This window comes from Nitrosomonas sp. (assembly GCF_024282095.1).
Taxonomy (GTDB): Bacteria; Pseudomonadota; Gammaproteobacteria; order Burkholderiales; family Nitrosomonadaceae; genus Nitrosomonas.
This window is the reverse complement of the sequence record NZ_JAMWZS010000002.1, coordinates 23,499-39,382: the sequence shown is the minus strand read 5'-3', so window position 1 is coordinate 39,382 and position 15,884 is coordinate 23,499. Positions and strand designations below refer to the sequence as shown.

The window sequence follows — 15,884 nt, the reverse complement described above, 5'->3', positions numbered from 1 at the left end:
TCAAAATAGAACGTTGCCGGCGTAGATGCTAGAATCGGGTTTGGTGTTGAATATATCTCCTGTTTTTTATAGGGGTTTTGCATAACTTTATAATAATATTGATATATTGCAATATATAATCAATAAACTTAAAGCAGTTTCTTATCAGAATTTTGAAAATTAAAGTAGTGGAATCATGTTAAACGATAGCATTAAGCATAATCAGCCGGCGATTGAAAATGAAAAACGCGCAAGCTTTCGTGTTGCTGCCATTCAGATGGCTTCAGGCCCGAGTGTGTCTGCAAATCTGGAGGAAGCAGCGCGCTTGATAGAAGAGGCAGCTTCCCAGAAGGCCGAGCTGGTTGTATTGCCTGAATATTTTTGCATTATGGGGATGAAAGACACGGATAAGTTGACTGTGCGTGAACAACCCGGTGACGGGCAAATACAGAAATTTCTCAGTGATACGGCAAAACGTCTGGGAATATGGCTGGTGGGTGGGTCAGTACCATTAGCTTCATCCGAACCGGATAAAGTTTATAATAGCTGTTTGGTATATGCAGATAACGGAGAACAAGTTGCGCGTTACGACAAAATTCATTTGTTTGGGTTGCAACTGGGTCATGAATGCTATGCTGAGGAAAAAACTATTAAGGCGGGAAGTGAAGTTGTCACGATAGACTCTCCATTTGGTCGTATCGGACTGTCGATATGCTACGATCTGCGCTTCCCGGAGTTATTCCGTATGATGAATAATGTTGATATTATTCTGGCACCTGCGGCATTTACCGCAATTACCGGCAGAGCGCATTGGGAAATCCTGGTGCGTGCACGTGCGGTTGAAAATATGGCATACGTGATAGCGCCCGGGCAAGGCGGTTATCATGTCAATGGACGCGAAACGAATGGGGATAGTATGATTGTGGATCCCTGGGGTGTGGTGATGGAGCGTTTGCCACGGGGTCCTGGCGCTGTGGTGGCGACACTTGACCCGGGATATCAGGCGAGTTTGCGAACAAATCTGCCCGCACTGGACCATCGAATCTTGCAATACTGTTAAGTTAAGCGTTTGTTAATCATGAGCAAATTTTCTACGTGGCTGCATCATTTATATATAAAATAAAACCGGATAGTTATGACGATTGAATGCATGACAGAAAAAAAAGATTTTTATGCAATTGCCGACCGTTGCTTGTTGTCGCCCTATGATATTGATGCAACCGGATTACAGCGCGTATTGGATCAGATACTCACGCATAAAATCGATTACGCGGATCTTTATTTTCAGTATAACCGTTCTGAAGGCTGGATGCTGGAAGAAGGCATCGTCAAGTCGGGCAGCTTCAATATCGAGCAAGGAGTTGGTGTTCGTGCGATTAGCGGCGAGAAGACAGGATTCGCTTATTCCGATGACATCAGCATGCCGGCTCTGGTATCGGCGGCTCAGGCAACACGGGCAATCGCCAATCAGGGCAGTATGCCTGCAGTGCAAGTCATGAAACGTAGTGCGGTGGATCGTCATACGCAGCTGTATTTGCCGGAAGATCCTATCGCAAGTCTTAAAGATGCAGATAAAGTAGCTTTGCTAGAAAAACTCGAGCGTTATACCCGGCAGTTGGATCAGCGGGTTACTCAGGTGGTGGCGTCGCTTGCCGGTGAATATGAAGTGGTACTGGTAACGCGCAGTGATGGACTGCTTGCGGCTGATGTGAGGCCACTGGTTCGATTGTCCTTGCAGGTGATCGTGGAAGGAAACGGTCGGCGTGAGCAAGGTGTTGCCGGTGGCGGCGGGCGCTTTAATTACACTTATTTTACCGATGAAATTTTGCAGGATTATGCAAAAAAAGCGGTGCATCAAGCCGTGATTAATTTGGATGCACGCCCGGCGCCGGCTGGTACCATGACGGTTGTTCTGGGGAGTGGCTGGCCTGGGATATTGCTGCACGAAGCAATTGGTCATGGACTGGAAGGAGATTTCAACCGCAAAGGCAGTTCAGCGTTTTCGGGGCGTATTGGTGAGCGCGTCGCAGCTCCCGGTGTTACCGTAGTCGATGATGGAACAATTCCACAAAGGCGTGGATCGTTAAATATTGATGACGAAGGTAATCCGACGCAATGTACTGTATTGATAGAAGATGGCATACTTAGGGGCTATTTGCAGGACAGCCTGAATGCTCGATTAATGAACTTTCCTGTGACCGGTAATGGTCGGCGCGAGTCTTTTGCGCATATACCGATGCCGCGCATGACGAATACCTATATGCTGAATGGCGATAAGGATCCGGCAGAAATCATCGCTTCGGTCAAGCATGGTTTGTATGCCGCAAATTTCGGTGGCGGGCAAGTGGATATCACCAGTGGAAAATTTGTTTTCTCAGCGGCAGAAGCCTATATGATTGAAGATGGGAAAATTACTTATCCTGTTAAAGGAGCTACTTTAATTGGTAACGGCCCGGATGTGCTGACGCGCGTTTCTATGATCGGGAACGATATGTCACTCGATCCAGGTGTCGGAACATGTGGCAAGGATGGACAGAGTGTGCCTGTGGGTGTGGGGCAACCCACATTGCGCATCGATGGGTTGACAGTGGGTGGTACGGGAAATTAGCGGTAAGCAGCAGTAGAGCTGCCGCATGAATATTTAATAACTAGTTGAATTGATATTGGGATGCAGAAAGCATGAGTGTGGAATTAACCGGCGCTGAGATTACAATACGCTGTTTGCAGGAGGAAGGGGTGCAGTGTATTTTTGGCTATCCCGGTGGGGCAGTATTATTTATTTACGATGAATTATTCAAGCAGGATAAGGTTCGGCATATTTTGGTGCGTCATGAGCAAGCGGCCGTGCATGCAGCCGATGGTTATGCCCGTTCTAGCGATAAAGTAGGCGTGGCTTTGGTAACCTCGGGCCCGGGCGTGACGAATGCGGTAACAGGGATCGCAACCGCCTATATGGATTCGATTCCTATGGTCGTGATCAGCGGTCAGGTACCGACAAGCGCGATTGGTCTGGATGCCTTTCAGGAAGTTGATACGGTCGGTATAACGCGTCCTTGCGTCAAACATAACTTTCTCGTAAAAGATGTCACCGAATTGGCGCAGACTATTAAAAAAGCCTTCTATATCGCCTCAACAGGTCGTCCAGGTCCTGTGTTGGTGGATATACCCAAAGACGTTTCGCAGCAAAAAACCAAGTTTGTCTATCCGGATAAGGTAACCATGCGTTCCTATAATCCTGTGGTTAAAGGACATTCCAGGCAGATCAAGAAAGCCGCTGAATTGATACTCAGTGCTAAGCGTCCGATGATCTATGCAGGTGGCGGGGTGATTCTGAGCAATGCGGCACCGCAGTTGACTGAGTTGACGCAGCTGTTGAATTTTCCTTGTACCAATACCTTAATGGGATTAGGTGGGTACCCTGCTACCGATAAGCAATCCTTGGGTATGTTGGGTATGCATGGCACTTACGAAGCTAATATGGCGATGCAGTATTGTGACGTTCTGGTGGCTGTAGGTGCACGTTTTGATGATCGTGTAATTGGTAATCCCAAGCATTTTTCTAATGAAAATAGAAAAATTATCCATATTGATATTGATCCATCGTCTATTTCAAAACGCGTTAAGGTCGATGTGCCGATAGTGGGTGACGTCCTGGATGTACTGAAAGAGCTGATTAAACTGCTAAAGGCCGGAAAGGAAAAACCGGATCAAACAGCATTGAAGGAATGGTGGAAACAAATCGAACTATGGCGTGAGCGGGATTGCCTCAAATTTGATCGTGATAGCAAAATTATCAAACCGCAGATGGTTATTGAGAAGTTGTTCAATATTACCAAAGGTGATGCATTTATTACCTCGGATGTCGGGCAGCATCAAATGTGGGCCGCGCAATTTTATAAATTTGATAAGCCCCGGCGCTGGATTAACTCGGGCGGATTGGGCACGATGGGATTTGGAATGCCTGCGGCAATGGGAGTGCAACTGGCTAATCCGAAAGGTAAAGTGGCTTGTGTGACGGGTGAAGCGAGTATCCAGATGTGTATTCAGGAATTATCAACCTGCAAGCAATATAAGTTGCCATTGAAGATTATTAACTTGAATAATCGCTACATGGGCATGGTTAGACAATGGCAGGAGTTTTTTCACGGTAATCGCTATGCGGAATCCTATATGAATGCACTGCCGGATTTTGTTAAGCTGGCTGAAAGCTATGGACATGCCGGAATGAAAATTGAACGGCCTGAAGATGTGGAAGGTGCTTTAAAGGAAGCGTTTAAGCTGAAAGATCAACTGGTATTTATGGATTTTATTACCGATCAGACTGAAAATGTTTTCCCTATGGTACCAGGTGGTAAAGGGCTCTCTGAAATGATTCTGGTGTAAATAAATGCGACATATTATTTCTTTATTAATGGAAAATGAAGCCGGTGCCTTGTCTCGCGTAGCTGGCCTGTTTTCAGCACGTGGTTATAACATCGAATCACTTTCAGTGGCACCCACTGAGGACCCAACTTTGTCACGAATGACATTGGTGACGGTAGGATCTGATGAAGTAGTCGAACAAGTAACAAAACAACTGAATAAGTTGATTGAAGTGGTAAAAATCATCGATCTGAATGATGGTAGCCATATCGAGCGCGAATTGATGTTGGTAAAAGTACGTGCAGTTGGCGCAGATCGGGAAGAAATTAAACGGTTGGTTGAAATTTTTCGTGGCTGTATTATCGACGTGACAGACAAGTCCTATACCATCGAATTAACAGGTACCAGCTCGAAACTGGATGCATTTCTTGAGGCGGTTGGGCGTAGCGCAGTTCTGGAGACAGTGCGCACAGGTGCATCCGGCATAGGGCGCGGAGAATGGATTTTAAAGGTATAATCCCTATTTGCTGATGAATTAAGAATCCCGAGGCCAGTAATCCAAAGCAATCAGTTTTTTTAAACAAGGCGTTTTCGCTATTGCTTGCCCGTTTCTGTGCTAATTTTGTTGAAAAGGAAAATAATGAAAGTTTATTACGATAAAGATGCAGATCTGTCTCTAATTAAAGGAAAAAAAGTAGCAATTCTGGGTTATGGTTCGCAAGGGCACGCACATGCTAATAATTTGAGCGAATCGGGCGTGAGCGTTACGGTTGGTTTGCGTAAAGGCGGAGTATCCTGGAGTAAAGCAGAAAAAGCCGGTTTAAAGGTCGTGGAAGTGTCTGAGGCTGTCAAGAACGCGGATGTTGTCATGGTATTGTTGCCTGATGAACAGATCGGATCCGTGTATAAGAAGGAAATTGAGCCCGGGTTGAAGAAAAATGCTACATTGGCGTTCGCCCATGGTTTCAGCGTACATTACGGACAGGTAACACCACGTGAAGATCTTGATGTCATCATGATTGCCCCGAAAGGCCCGGGTCATTTGGTGCGCTCTACGTATTTGCAAGGCGGCGGCGTACCTTCGTTGATAGCCGTACATCAGGATAAATCAGGTAGAGCACGTGATCTGGCGCTTTCTTATGCGGCTGCTAATGGCGGTACTCGGGGCGGTGTGATCGAAACAAGCTTTCGCGAGGAAACCGAAACAGATTTGTTTGGTGAGCAAGTGGTGTTGTGCGGTGGTTTGACCGCATTAATCCAAGCTGGCTTTGAAACGTTGGTGGAAGCCGGTTATGCACCGGAGATGGCGTACTTTGAGTGTTTGCATGAAGTCAAATTAATCGTTGATTTGATTTACGAAGGCGGTATTGCCAATATGCGGTATTCAATTTCCAATAACGCCGAATATGGCGATGTATCGCGCGGCCCACGCATTATTACTGACGAAACCCGTACAGAAATGCGTAAAATTTTACGTCAGATTCAGACGGGGGAATATGCCCGCGAATTCATTCTGGAAAACCAGTCGGGCGCACCGGTGCTGAAGGCAAGTCGTCGTATCGCATCCGAGCATCAGATTGAGCAGGTTGGTGCAAAGCTGCGTGATATGATGCCGTGGATCAAAAAGAATAAACTGGTCGATCAAGTGAAAAACTAAAGAACTGGCTTTTCTGTGATTTGAATTTTGGTTTATTTACCATTTTAGATTTCTTTGTAATTACTTATGGCTCATTATCCTCATCCTATTATCGCTCGTGAAGGCTGGCCGCATATCGTAATAGCGTTTACTGTTGCTTTTGGTGCTACGCTATTAGTGGGTTGGCTCTGGGCAATACCACTTTGGGTAATTGCCTTGTTTGTTCTGCAGTTTTTTCGTGATCCACCCAGGGAAGTGCCGTCAGATCGCAATGCCATATTGGCGCCTGCTGACGGTAGAATTGTCGCGGTAGAAAAGATTCAGGACCCTTATCTGGAACGGGAAGCTATTAAGGTCAGCGTGTTTATGAATGTGTTTAATGTACATTCTAATCGTAGTCCGGTCGATGGAACAGTGCGTGACAAATGGTATTTTCCTGGAAAATTTGTAAATGCGGATTTACCCAAGGCTTCCCTGGAAAACGAGCGTAATGCGCTATGGATTCAGGCAGATAATGGTGCGGATGTGACCTGTGTGCAGGTGGCGGGCTTAGTCGCAAAACGTATTATTTGTCATGCATCATCCGGCGATCATTTGGCACGCGGTCAACGTTTCGGCTTTATACGATTCGGTTCGAGAGTCGATGTCTACTTGCCATTGAATACTAAAATCAATGTCAACATTGGCGATAAGGTGTTCGCAACATTGACAGTATTGGCGGAGTTTCGTGAAGAATATAAACAGACTGACACAAGCCATTGAAAAACGTTTTCGAGGCAACCAATACAAGGTTTATGACTTACTGTCATTTTGCTATATGCACTTATCATCGCTAGCATTTTTCATATATACCAATAATGCCTGATCCTCTACCAGAGCGCACTATGCTCAAGTCCCGGTTACGACGGCGTGGCATCTATTTGTTACCCAACTTATTTACTACCGCTGCGCTATTTGCGGGATTCTATGCCATTGTGCAGGCGATGAACGGGAATTTTGAGTATTCAGCGATAGCCATTTTTATTGCTATGGTGCTGGATGGATTGGATGGTCGTGTTGCACGGCTTACAGGCACTCAAAGTGAGTTTGGGGCAGAATACGATAGTATGTCCGATATGGTTTCTTTTGGGATTGCGCCGGCATTGATCGTTTATGAATGGGCCCTAAAAGATATGGAGCAATGGGGCTGGATCGTTGCATTCATTTACTGTGCATGTGCGGCGCTGCGACTTGCACGATTCAATACCAACATAGAAGTCGTCGATAAGCGTTTCTTTCAGGGACTGCCCAGTCCTGCAGCAGCAGCATTGATAGCCGGGCTTGTTTGGGTAACGCTTAATTTTCAAGTACAAGGCAGCGATATTAAATGGCTGGCTTGTGTGGTGACTTTATTTGCTGCGTTAACTATGGTGAGCAATATTCCTTATTATAGTGGTAAAGAGATCAATTTGCGTCGACGGGTACCGTTTTTTACTATCCTGTTATTGGTGCTGTTTTTCTTTGTTTTAATCCCCAGCCACCCGCCTCTGGTATTATTCTGTCTGTTTGCAGTCTATGCGTTTTCTGGTTTCTTTATCAAATTATGGCGTTTTAGCAGAAATAAAAAAAATAGTGAAACACCTGGACCCTGAGCACTGTCTCTTGCACAAAAAGAAAAAACTATTTATATTCCGCCATTATGTCAGTAAAAAACTATATCCATTCACTCCATCTACTGTCAGAACCAGTGATTCTACTGGCGCTGTTATTGCGCCTTGCGCGCTAAAAATTTCTACCCCCTATTCCTTTCTAGCCTATAAAATTCGATAAACGAGTTTTATCATATTGTGAGTTTTCTTCCTCAAGTGGAGAGCATAATGCAAGAGCATTTAATTATTTTTGATACTACCCTGCGTGATGGCGAACAAAGTCCTGGCGCATCAATGACTAAAGAAGAAAAGGTTCGCATTGCCTGGCAATTGGAACGTATGGGTGTGGATGTGATTGAAGCAGGTTTCCCAGCAGCTTCTAATGGGGATTTTGAAGCTGTCAAAGCCGTTGCTGATTCAGTGAAAGGAAGTGTGGTATGTGGTCTGGCGCGCGCGATTGAAGCTGATATTCAGCGTGCAGGTGAAGCACTGAAAGGTGCGCAGTCAGCACGTATTCATACGTTTATTGCGACATCACCGATTCATATGAAGAAAAAACTGCGGATGTCGCCGGATCAGGTCATCGTACAAGCGGTGAAGGCTGTAAAATGGGCGCGCCAGTATACTGATAATGTTGAATTTTCTCCAGAAGATGCCGGTCGTTCAGAAATAGATTTTTTGTGTCAGATACTTGAAGCTGTTATTGATGCAGGTGCGACCACACTGAATATTCCGGATACCGTCGGTTACACCATGCCGGAGCAATTCGGCAAGTTGATTCGTGACTTGCGTGAGCGCATTCCTAATTCTGATAAAGCAATCTTTTCAGTGCATTGTCATAACGATTTAGGATTGGCTGTAGCCAATTCATTGACTGCCGTGATGAATGGTGCGCGGCAAGTCGAATGTACCATCAATGGCTTAGGGGAAAGGGCGGGTAATGCAGCACTGGAAGAGGTTGTGATGGCTGTGCGCACGCGCCAGGATTACTTTCCTTGTGATACAAAAATTGATACCACACATATTGTTTCGGCAAGTAAATTGGTCTCCGGTATTACCGGTTTTCCGGTGCAGCCTAATAAAGCGATTGTGGGAGCCAATGCTTTTGCGCATGAATCAGGAATTCATCAGGATGGTGTGTTAAAACATCGCGAAACCTACGAAATCATGCGCGCAGAAGATGTGGGTTGGGGCGCGAATAAGTTACTGCTAGGAAAACATTCGGGGCGTAATGCGTTCCGCAACCGTCTTATGGAATTGGGTATTGAATTGGAATCGGAAGAAATGCTCAATAATGCCTTTTTGCGTTTTAAGGAATTGGCCGATAAGAAGCACGAAATATTTGATGAAGATCTGCACGCATTGGTCTCGGATGAAGTATTGGTACTGCAGGAGTGTTACAGGCTGATATCGCTGACGATTCATTGCGAAACAGGCGAAATTCCTTACGCACGCATCGTGATTTCAGATAATGGTAATGAAATACATGCCGAATCGCAAGGAAGTGGTCCGGTTGATGCAACTTTCCGGGCGATCGAAACGCTGCTGATGAGTGGCGCCGAGTTACAGTTATTTTCGGTCAACAACATTACCAGTGGAACAGATGCACAAGGGGAAGTCACTGTTCGGTTACGCAAATCTGATCGTATTGCGAACGGGCATGGGGCAGATACGGATATTGTTGTAGCCTCTGCAAAAGCGTACCTGAGTGCATTAAATAAACTGTGTAGCAAGTTGGAACGAGCTCACCCGCAAGTATAGTATGGCTTGTCAATTACGCTACGAGATAATGAAACATAAATTGGCATGGTTATTTTGCCTGATTGCGCTGTTATTGAGCGCTCAGGTGCAAGCCTTTCAGTTTCAGGATGCAACAGGGAAAGTTCATAAGCTTGCAGACTATAAAGGACGGTGGGTACTGGTTAACTTCTGGGCAACCTGGTGCCCGCCCTGCTTAAAAGAGATTCCTGACTTGATCGCCTTGTATGAGAGCCGTAAGGATATTATGGTGATTGGTGTGGCGATGGATTCTGGCGATCCACAAGTGGTGATGGATTTTGTACGATCGATGTCAATTACCTATCCCACCGTTCTGGGTAATCGGGAAATTGCTTCTCAACTGGATGATATCTCACTTTTACCCAGTACTTATTTTTTTGATCCGGATGGTAACCCGGCTGCGCGCCAGCTGGGCATTATTTCGCGCGAAAGTATAGAAAAATTTATTGAATCGAAATCGCCCAAGAAGTAGCAAATGGTGAATGCTAGGTATAAATTACGAGAAGCGCGATAGCAGGGCTTTTGACTCAGTTAACCATTAGGTGATGAAGCGTTATATCGCCAAGTACTCAGCCATTTATCGAATACCAGTTGTGGGTAGGCAGCCTCACCAAGGCTGCCATTATATCGACCAAGCGCGCGGAAATAATCGCCTTTTTCCTGATCAAGGTAATGACGCAGAATAGTGCATCCATAGCGCAAATTGATACGTAAATGAAAGAGATTGTGATCCTGGTGGCCGATGAGATCGACCCAGAACGGCATGACTTGCATGTAGCCGCGTGCGCCGGCATGGGAAACGGCATATTTCTTGAAACCACTCTCGACTTGGATGACACTTAATACGAGCTGGGGATCCAGCCCTGCCCGTGTTGCTTCATAATAAACCGTTCGCAGAAATTCTTCCCGTTCAAGTGTATCAGGTATGAATTTTTCCAATCGACGACTCATGATGACAAGCCATGTGATGTTATCAGCCATGGCAGCATATTCCGAATACGACACTGCTTGATCGCTGGTTTCGTGAAATATGCCGGTTTGGGCGTAGGCGGCAAGCTGCTCATAGTGCGGATTATTGGCATATATGCTAGTGCAGCAGAGCACAGTGAAAATCGTAATCGTTAATTTATGCATAACTTGGTTGTTATAAATGAAAGAATTTCATCGATAGGTATTGCTTGCGAAGTTTGATCTTTTCGTCCTTGGTATTCAACAACGGATTGTTTCAATCCTCGTTCGCCGATGACAATTCGATGTGGAATCCCCATGAGCTCCATATCAGCAAACATGACACCAGGACGTTCATCCCGATCATCCAAAAGTACTTCGATCTGTGCACTTGAGAATTGCTGGTAGAGTTTTTCCACCGTGTCTTTTACCTGACTGCTTTTTTGCAGGCCGATCGGAACAATGACGAGCTGAAAAGGGGCTATTGTGGCTGGAAAAATAATGCCATGTTCATCATGATTCTGTTCAATGGCGGCAGCAACAATGCGCGAAATGCCAATACCGTAGCACCCCATTTCCATATATCGTGTTTGGCCTGATTCATCGAGATAACTTGCTTTCATGATTTCAGAATATTTTGTACGTAACTGAAAAATATGACCGACCTCAATGCCGCGACAAATTTCCAGTGCTCCTTTATCATCGGGCGAGGCATCGCCTGCAACAACATTGCGGATATCGAAAACATGATCGGGTATTTTAAGATCGCGCTCAAAATTGACATGAGTCAGATGAAAGCCTTCTGCGTTTGCGCCACAAACGAAATTACTCATATTGATAACAGCATGATCAGCAATGACACAAGTTTCTAAACCAACGGGACCGATATATCCAGGTACTGTTCCAGTTTCTTGTAGGATATCCGCTTCACTCGCCATTTGAAATTCAGATAAAAAGGGTATTTTCCTGACTTTCAATTCGTTGAGCTGGTGATCGCCGCGCAGCAGCAATAAGAATATTTTGTCGTGTGCTTTTACCGCGAGCGTTTTGATGGTTTGTTGTAATGGTATTCCTAAAAACGCTGCCACTTCAGCGCAGGTTTTTTTATTGGGTGTCGAGATTTTTTGCATGGCATCGGTGGATTCACCCCGTTCTTGTTGCGATACCAGTGCACTGGCCAATTCAATATTGGCGGCATAATCTGAATCCGGACAAAATGCAATGGCATCTTCGCCGGAATCTGCTAGCACATGGAATTCATGCGAACCGCTGCCACCGATGGCACCGGTATCAGCTGCTACAGCACGAAATTTCAATCCAAGGCGGGTAAAAATACGACTATATGTTTCGTACATAAGTTGATAAGTTTGCGCCAAGCTATTTTCGTCAGTATGAAATGAATATGCATCTTTCATCAAGAACTCTCGTGCACGCATGACTCCAAAACGTGGTCGAATTTCGTCACGAAATTTGGTTTGAATTTGATAAAAATTAAGTGGCAGCTGACGGTAGCTTTTGATTTCTTTGCGTGCTATGTCGGTGATGATTTCTTCATGGGTAGGACCAAAGCAAAAGTCATGCTCATGGCGATCTTTGATCTTCAGCATTTGTGGTCCGAATACATCCCATCTACCGGTTTCTTGCCATAATTCTGCGGGTTGTATGGCGGGCATTAGAACTTCTATGGCGCCACTTTTATTCATTTCTTCACGAACAATATTTTCTATTTTTCTGAGTACTCTCAGGCCGAGTGGCATCCAGGTGTATAGCCCGCTGCCAAGACGTTTGATAAGCCCGGCACGCAACATCAGTTTGTGACTAATGAGTTCCGCTTCAGCAGGTGCTTCTTTGAGGGTTGAAATAAAAAATTGCGAGACGCGCATGAATGATTCCATTATGATAATAAATTAAAGCGATTTTACCTTGAAATAGTAAGGGAAGTGCGGATTAGTCTATACATAACTTGCAGATAACCTAGTGAACGCAAATGAAGCTATAACGAAAGTATGGGTTTTTGTTTTATGGACACTTTCAATCTGCAGTAAAGTATGAAAAAATCTATACATTTGATGGGTCAAATGGATAATTTACATGATTGACCGTAATGGATACCGCCCCAATGTCGGTATTATCCTGCTGAATTCAAAGAATGAAGTTTTTTGGGGCAAACGTATTAAACAAAATTCTTGGCAATTTCCCCAGGGTGGCATCAAATCAGGAGAAAGTCCTGAGCAGGCCATGTACCGGGAACTAACCGAGGAGATAGGGTTGCGCCCAAGTCATGTGGAGATTGTCGGACGAACACGTGATTGGTTGCGCTATGAGGTGCCTGAGCGTTGGATAAGACGTGAATGGCGGGGAAATTACAAAGGACAAAAGCAGATCTGGTATCTGTTGCGTCTAATCGGGCGTGACAGTGATGTTTCGTTACGTGGAAGCACGCACCCGGAATTTGATGCATGGCGTTGGAATCAGTATTGGGTTGAGTTGGACTCGGTTGTTGAATTTAAACGTAAGGTTTATAAACAGGCACTAACAGAGCTATCGCGTTTGCTGAAAATGGATGCGTGTCAAAGCACTGGCTACGGCAAGAATAATTCGCCTAAAGAAGTAAGCAAAATTGTCTTGGCTAGCCAACTGGAAATCAATGAATAATCCATCCGCGTTGTGAAAAAATATTCTGCTATAGAGTATTGAAGTACATATGAATTACTCTACTATTTTTTGACAAGCAGAATATTGTCGCCTTGTTTTGTGTTTTAAGATTCCCACTTGTGAATGTTTCATCAGGCGTAATCGGCTGCGCCATTACAGCCGTTTTTTAGGGAGAATACCGATGAAGATACGTACACTGGTTGCGTCACTACTATCGATTGGCGCTCTTGTCGCCTCGATTAATGTTTCAGCCAATGAGCCTATCCAGCCCATTAAAGCACCGGCAGTGAAAAATGCGGATATGGTTGAATTAGGCAAGATGTTGTTTTTCGATCCACGTTTGTCGAAATCCGGTTTTATTTCTTGCAATTCTTGCCACAATTTGAGCATGGGAGGTACGGACAATATTCCAACTTCTATTGGTCATGCATGGCAACAAGGACCTATTAATGCGCCGACTGTATTGAATGCCAGCATGAATTTGGCGCAATTTTGGGATGGACGCGCTAAAGACCTAAAAGAACAGGCAGGCGGCCCTATTGCAAATCCAGGGGAAATGGCATCAACGCATAAAGCGGCTGTCGAGGTTTTGCAATCGATTCCTCAGTACCGCGGGCGTTTTCAAAAAGCATTTGGTTCCGATCAGGTCGATATTGATCGCGTAACGACTGCAATTGCAGCTTTTGAGGAAACTTTGGTTACGCCGGGATCGCGTTTTGATAAATGGCTGGAAGGTGATAAAAAAGCATTAAATTCGCAAGAATTGGAAGGATATGAGTTATTTAAGAGCAGCGGTTGCTCAGGCTGCCATAATGGACCAGCGGTAGGTGGTGCACTGTATCAGAAGTTTGGCGTATACCATCCTTATAAAACAGCGAGTAAAGCGGAGGGCAGAAAAGCGGTCACTGGAAAAGATACTGATTTAAACGTTTTTAAAGTACCAACGCTGCGTAATATTGAATTAACCTATCCCTATTTTCATGATGGTGCAGCGGCAACATTGGAAGATGCTGTAAGAACAATGGGTAAGGTGCAATTGGATCGTGATTTTGATAAAAAGGAAATTGACAGTATTGTCGCCTTCTTAAAGACACTCACCGGCGAACAGCCTGACTTTAAGATGCCGATTCTGCCACCTTCCAATAATAGTACGCCAAGACCTGCACCATTTTAATTCTCAGGATTTAGAGACAGTTCGTCTAAATTTTGTCATTGAAGCGATGAATACAGTTTAAGCATCCGGACTGGAAGTGCAGTTTGGATGCTTAAAATATCTCGTAAAGATAGATTGGAAGTGAATTTTGATAGTTACTCATAATGGTTGGAGTTAATGTCAAATCAAGGTGTTGCAGTGTTGGTACAATCTAATGTAGATTTACATTTAAAAATCAAGTAGAGTCACTATTCCGATAACCAATAATTAGAATAGGGAGTTACCTATGGGTAACAAGGGACAGTTACTGCAAGATCCATTTCTGAATATATTGCGTAAAGAGCATATTCCGGTATCAATCTATTTGGTGAATGGGATTAAATTGCAAGGACAAATTGATTCGTTTGATCAATATGTGGTGCTGTTAAAAAACTCAGTGACGCAAATGGTGTATAAACATGCAATTTCTACAGTGGTGCCTGCAAGAGCGGTTACCATGCCGATTGAAACAGTGGAAGCACATGACACGTAGTGCCTGAATGTCGTTCAGGTATGCATAAATTACCCGTAGCAGACGCAGTCGTCTTAGTTAGCCTCGATTTTGGCAATGGTGATCATACCGATCGTGTGCAAGAATTGCAGCAGCTGGCCCTCAGCGCTAAGCTCCAAGTTGTAGCAGTTATTGAAGGAAAGCGCACCCGACCTGACTCTACGACCTACATCGGAAGCGGCAAGGTCGATGAGTTGGCGCAAGTAATCATGCAGACTAAAGCGTCATTGGTTATTTTTAACCATGATTTATCACCGGCTCAGCAACGTAACTTGTCTGTACGCTTGAACTGTAACGTTATTGATCGTACTAGCCTGATCCTGGACATTTTTGCTCAGCGAGCTAAGAGCTATGAAGGAAAACTACAAGTTGAATTGGCACAACTTGAGCATCTGGCAACTCGATTAGTGCGAGGATGGACTCATTTGGAAAGGCAAAAGGGTGGTATAGGCTTGCGTGGTCCCGGTGAAACCCAATTGGAAACAGATCGAAGGTTGATTAGAAAGCGAGTTAAGTTACTTAAAGAGAAGCTTGCGACCTTACAGCGTCAACGTAATGTACAAAGACGATCAAGGCAGCGTACCAATGTATTGTCGGTGTCCATAGTTGGTTATACCAATGCAGGGAAATCGACATTATTTAATAAATTGACACGCGCGCAATCGTATGCTGCAGATCAGCTGTTTGCTACATTGGATACAACAACACGAAAACTGTTTCTTACGCCGGGTTGCTCAGTTGTGATTTCGGATACAGTAGGGTTTATTCGTGAATTGCCGCACACCTTGGTTGCGGCGTTTCGTGCGACGCTTGAAGAGACTGTTCAAGCTGATATACTGCTTCACGTGATAGATGCCAGCAGTTCCAATCGGGATGAGCAAGTTGAAGAGGTTAACAAAATATTAAAGGAGATTGGTGCTGATTCCATTCCTCAGATTTTAATCCTGAACAAGATTGATTTAACTGATTTGTCTTTAGGCGGTAAAGGTTGCACGCGCGATGAATATGATAGAATATCGCGCATTCGCTTAAGTGCAAAAACAGGTGAGGGCATAGAGTTTGTAAGGCAAGCATTGACAGAAGCAAGCGCAGAAAACTTCGAAAAAATGTATGAAGAATCTACCGATACTAAGAAAATAACCGAAGGCTGTGCTTCGGCACGAGGACTTTTTTGAACGAACAAAACAGGAATTA

General features: G+C 44.7%; 15 protein-coding genes. 13 read left to right on the top strand and 2 right to left on the bottom strand.

Going from position 1 to position 15,884, the window contains the following annotated elements; genetic code table 11:
* The first annotated feature begins 175 nt into the window (after nt 1-175).
* The 9 genes from Q0K92_RS01070 (at nt 176) to Q0K92_RS01030 (ending at nt 9,856) form a co-directional block, all read left to right on the top strand.
* Nucleotides 176-1,039 carry a carbon-nitrogen hydrolase family protein gene (locus tag Q0K92_RS01070; RefSeq protein ID WP_297323947.1) on the top strand — a complete coding sequence of 288 codons (864 nt, stop codon included), beginning with the start codon at nt 176-178 and terminating at the stop codon, nt 1,037-1,039.
* 75 nt (nt 1,040-1,114) lie between these two features.
* Complete coding sequence (gene tldD / locus Q0K92_RS01065) at nt 1,115-2,587, top strand: metalloprotease TldD (protein WP_297323946.1); 1,473 nt, start codon at nt 1,115-1,117, stop codon at nt 2,585-2,587.
* Between the two features lie 71 nt (nt 2,588-2,658).
* Nucleotides 2,659-4,362 carry an acetolactate synthase 3 catalytic subunit gene (locus tag Q0K92_RS01060; protein ID WP_297323945.1) on the top strand — a complete coding sequence of 568 codons (1,704 nt, stop codon included), beginning with the start codon at nt 2,659-2,661 and terminating at the stop codon, nt 4,360-4,362.
* A 4-nt stretch (nt 4,363-4,366) separates the two neighbouring features.
* Nucleotides 4,367-4,858: an acetolactate synthase small subunit gene (gene ilvN, locus Q0K92_RS01055; protein ID WP_297323944.1), complete on the top strand. Its 492-nt coding sequence runs from the start codon at nt 4,367-4,369 to the stop codon at nt 4,856-4,858.
* Nucleotides 4,859-4,981: 123 nt separating this feature from the next.
* The gene (gene ilvC / locus Q0K92_RS01050; RefSeq protein WP_297323943.1) at nt 4,982-5,998 is read left to right on the top strand and encodes a ketol-acid reductoisomerase; all 1,017 of its coding nucleotides are present in this window, start codon (nt 4,982-4,984) and stop codon (nt 5,996-5,998) included.
* A 66-nt stretch (nt 5,999-6,064) separates the two neighbouring features.
* Complete coding sequence (locus tag Q0K92_RS01045; protein WP_297323942.1) at nt 6,065-6,739, top strand: phosphatidylserine decarboxylase; 675 nt, start codon at nt 6,065-6,067, stop codon at nt 6,737-6,739.
* 95 nt (nt 6,740-6,834) lie between these two features.
* Nucleotides 6,835-7,608, top strand: coding sequence for a CDP-diacylglycerol--serine O-phosphatidyltransferase (gene pssA, locus Q0K92_RS01040; RefSeq protein ID WP_297323941.1), 774 nt, complete (start codon nt 6,835-6,837; stop codon nt 7,606-7,608).
* 225 nt (nt 7,609-7,833) lie between these two features.
* Nucleotides 7,834-9,366 (top strand): 2-isopropylmalate synthase, encoded by a 1,533-nt coding sequence (locus Q0K92_RS01035; protein ID WP_297323940.1) that lies wholly within the window; start codon nt 7,834-7,836, stop codon nt 9,364-9,366.
* Nucleotides 9,367-9,391: 25 nt separating this feature from the next.
* The gene (locus Q0K92_RS01030) at nt 9,392-9,856 is read left to right on the top strand and encodes a TlpA disulfide reductase family protein (protein ID WP_297324034.1); all 465 of its coding nucleotides are present in this window, start codon (nt 9,392-9,394) and stop codon (nt 9,854-9,856) included.
* A 59-nt stretch (nt 9,857-9,915) separates the two neighbouring features.
* Here Q0K92_RS01030 and Q0K92_RS01025 read toward each other — a convergent pair whose 3' ends face one another.
* Together Q0K92_RS01025 and Q0K92_RS01020 are read right to left on the bottom strand one after the other, a co-directional pair.
* Entirely contained in the window at nt 9,916-10,518 is a 603-nt protein-coding gene (locus Q0K92_RS01025; protein ID WP_297323939.1) for a transglycosylase SLT domain-containing protein, read from the bottom strand.
* Nucleotides 10,506-12,215, bottom strand: coding sequence for a proline--tRNA ligase (locus Q0K92_RS01020; protein ID WP_297324033.1), 1,710 nt, complete (start codon nt 12,213-12,215; stop codon nt 10,506-10,508). The genes Q0K92_RS01025 and Q0K92_RS01020 overlap by 13 nt, the downstream gene beginning before the upstream one ends.
* Before the next feature lie 208 nt (nt 12,216-12,423).
* On the opposite strand from Q0K92_RS01020, the gene Q0K92_RS01015 reads away from it, so the two are divergent.
* The 4 genes from Q0K92_RS01015 to hflX all read left to right on the top strand — a co-directional run bounded on the left by Q0K92_RS01015 (nt 12,424) and on the right by hflX (nt 15,865).
* Complete coding sequence (locus tag Q0K92_RS01015; RefSeq protein WP_297323938.1) at nt 12,424-12,987, top strand: RNA pyrophosphohydrolase; 564 nt, start codon at nt 12,424-12,426, stop codon at nt 12,985-12,987.
* 181 nt (nt 12,988-13,168) lie between these two features.
* Nucleotides 13,169-14,161 carry a cytochrome-c peroxidase gene (locus tag Q0K92_RS01010; protein WP_297323937.1) on the top strand — a complete coding sequence of 331 codons (993 nt, stop codon included), beginning with the start codon at nt 13,169-13,171 and terminating at the stop codon, nt 14,159-14,161.
* A gap of 265 nt (nt 14,162-14,426) precedes the next feature.
* Nucleotides 14,427-14,672 carry an RNA chaperone Hfq gene (gene hfq / locus Q0K92_RS01005; RefSeq protein WP_110340015.1) on the top strand — a complete coding sequence of 82 codons (246 nt, stop codon included), beginning with the start codon at nt 14,427-14,429 and terminating at the stop codon, nt 14,670-14,672.
* Nucleotides 14,673-14,692: 20 nt separating this feature from the next.
* On the top strand, nt 14,693-15,865 hold the full coding sequence (hflX, locus tag Q0K92_RS01000) for a GTPase HflX (RefSeq protein WP_297323936.1): 1,173 nt from the start codon (nt 14,693-14,695) through the stop codon (nt 15,863-15,865).
* Nucleotides 15,866-15,884: the final 19 nt, after the last annotated feature.

What these genes read in the sequence shown, in the direction of transcription:
- hflX (WP_297323936.1), top strand. Translation starts at nt 14,693, where the DNA reads ATGCATAAATTACCCGTAGCAGACGCAGTCGTCTTAGTTAGCCTCGAT.
- Q0K92_RS01020 (WP_297324033.1), bottom strand. Translation starts at nt 12,215, where the DNA reads ATGCGCGTCTCGCAATTTTTTATTTCAACCCTCAAAGAAGCACCTGCT.
- hfq (WP_110340015.1), top strand. Translation starts at nt 14,427, where the DNA reads ATGGGTAACAAGGGACAGTTACTGCAAGATCCATTTCTGAATATATTG.
- Q0K92_RS01060 (WP_297323945.1), top strand. Translation starts at nt 2,659, where the DNA reads ATGAGTGTGGAATTAACCGGCGCTGAGATTACAATACGCTGTTTGCAG.
- ilvC (WP_297323943.1), top strand. Translation starts at nt 4,982, where the DNA reads ATGAAAGTTTATTACGATAAAGATGCAGATCTGTCTCTAATTAAAGGA.
- Q0K92_RS01025 (WP_297323939.1), bottom strand. Translation starts at nt 10,518, where the DNA reads ATGCATAAATTAACGATTACGATTTTCACTGTGCTCTGCTGCACTAGC.
- Q0K92_RS01035 (WP_297323940.1), top strand. Translation starts at nt 7,834, where the DNA reads ATGCAAGAGCATTTAATTATTTTTGATACTACCCTGCGTGATGGCGAA.
- ilvN (WP_297323944.1), top strand. Translation starts at nt 4,367, where the DNA reads ATGCGACATATTATTTCTTTATTAATGGAAAATGAAGCCGGTGCCTTG.
- tldD (WP_297323946.1), top strand. Translation starts at nt 1,115, where the DNA reads ATGACGATTGAATGCATGACAGAAAAAAAAGATTTTTATGCAATTGCC.
- Q0K92_RS01015 (WP_297323938.1), top strand. Translation starts at nt 12,424, where the DNA reads ATGATTGACCGTAATGGATACCGCCCCAATGTCGGTATTATCCTGCTG.
- Q0K92_RS01010 (WP_297323937.1), top strand. Translation starts at nt 13,169, where the DNA reads ATGAAGATACGTACACTGGTTGCGTCACTACTATCGATTGGCGCTCTT.
- Q0K92_RS01045 (WP_297323942.1), top strand. Translation starts at nt 6,065, where the DNA reads ATGGCTCATTATCCTCATCCTATTATCGCTCGTGAAGGCTGGCCGCAT.
- Q0K92_RS01070 (WP_297323947.1), top strand. Translation starts at nt 176, where the DNA reads ATGTTAAACGATAGCATTAAGCATAATCAGCCGGCGATTGAAAATGAA.
- pssA (WP_297323941.1), top strand. Translation starts at nt 6,835, where the DNA reads ATGCCTGATCCTCTACCAGAGCGCACTATGCTCAAGTCCCGGTTACGA.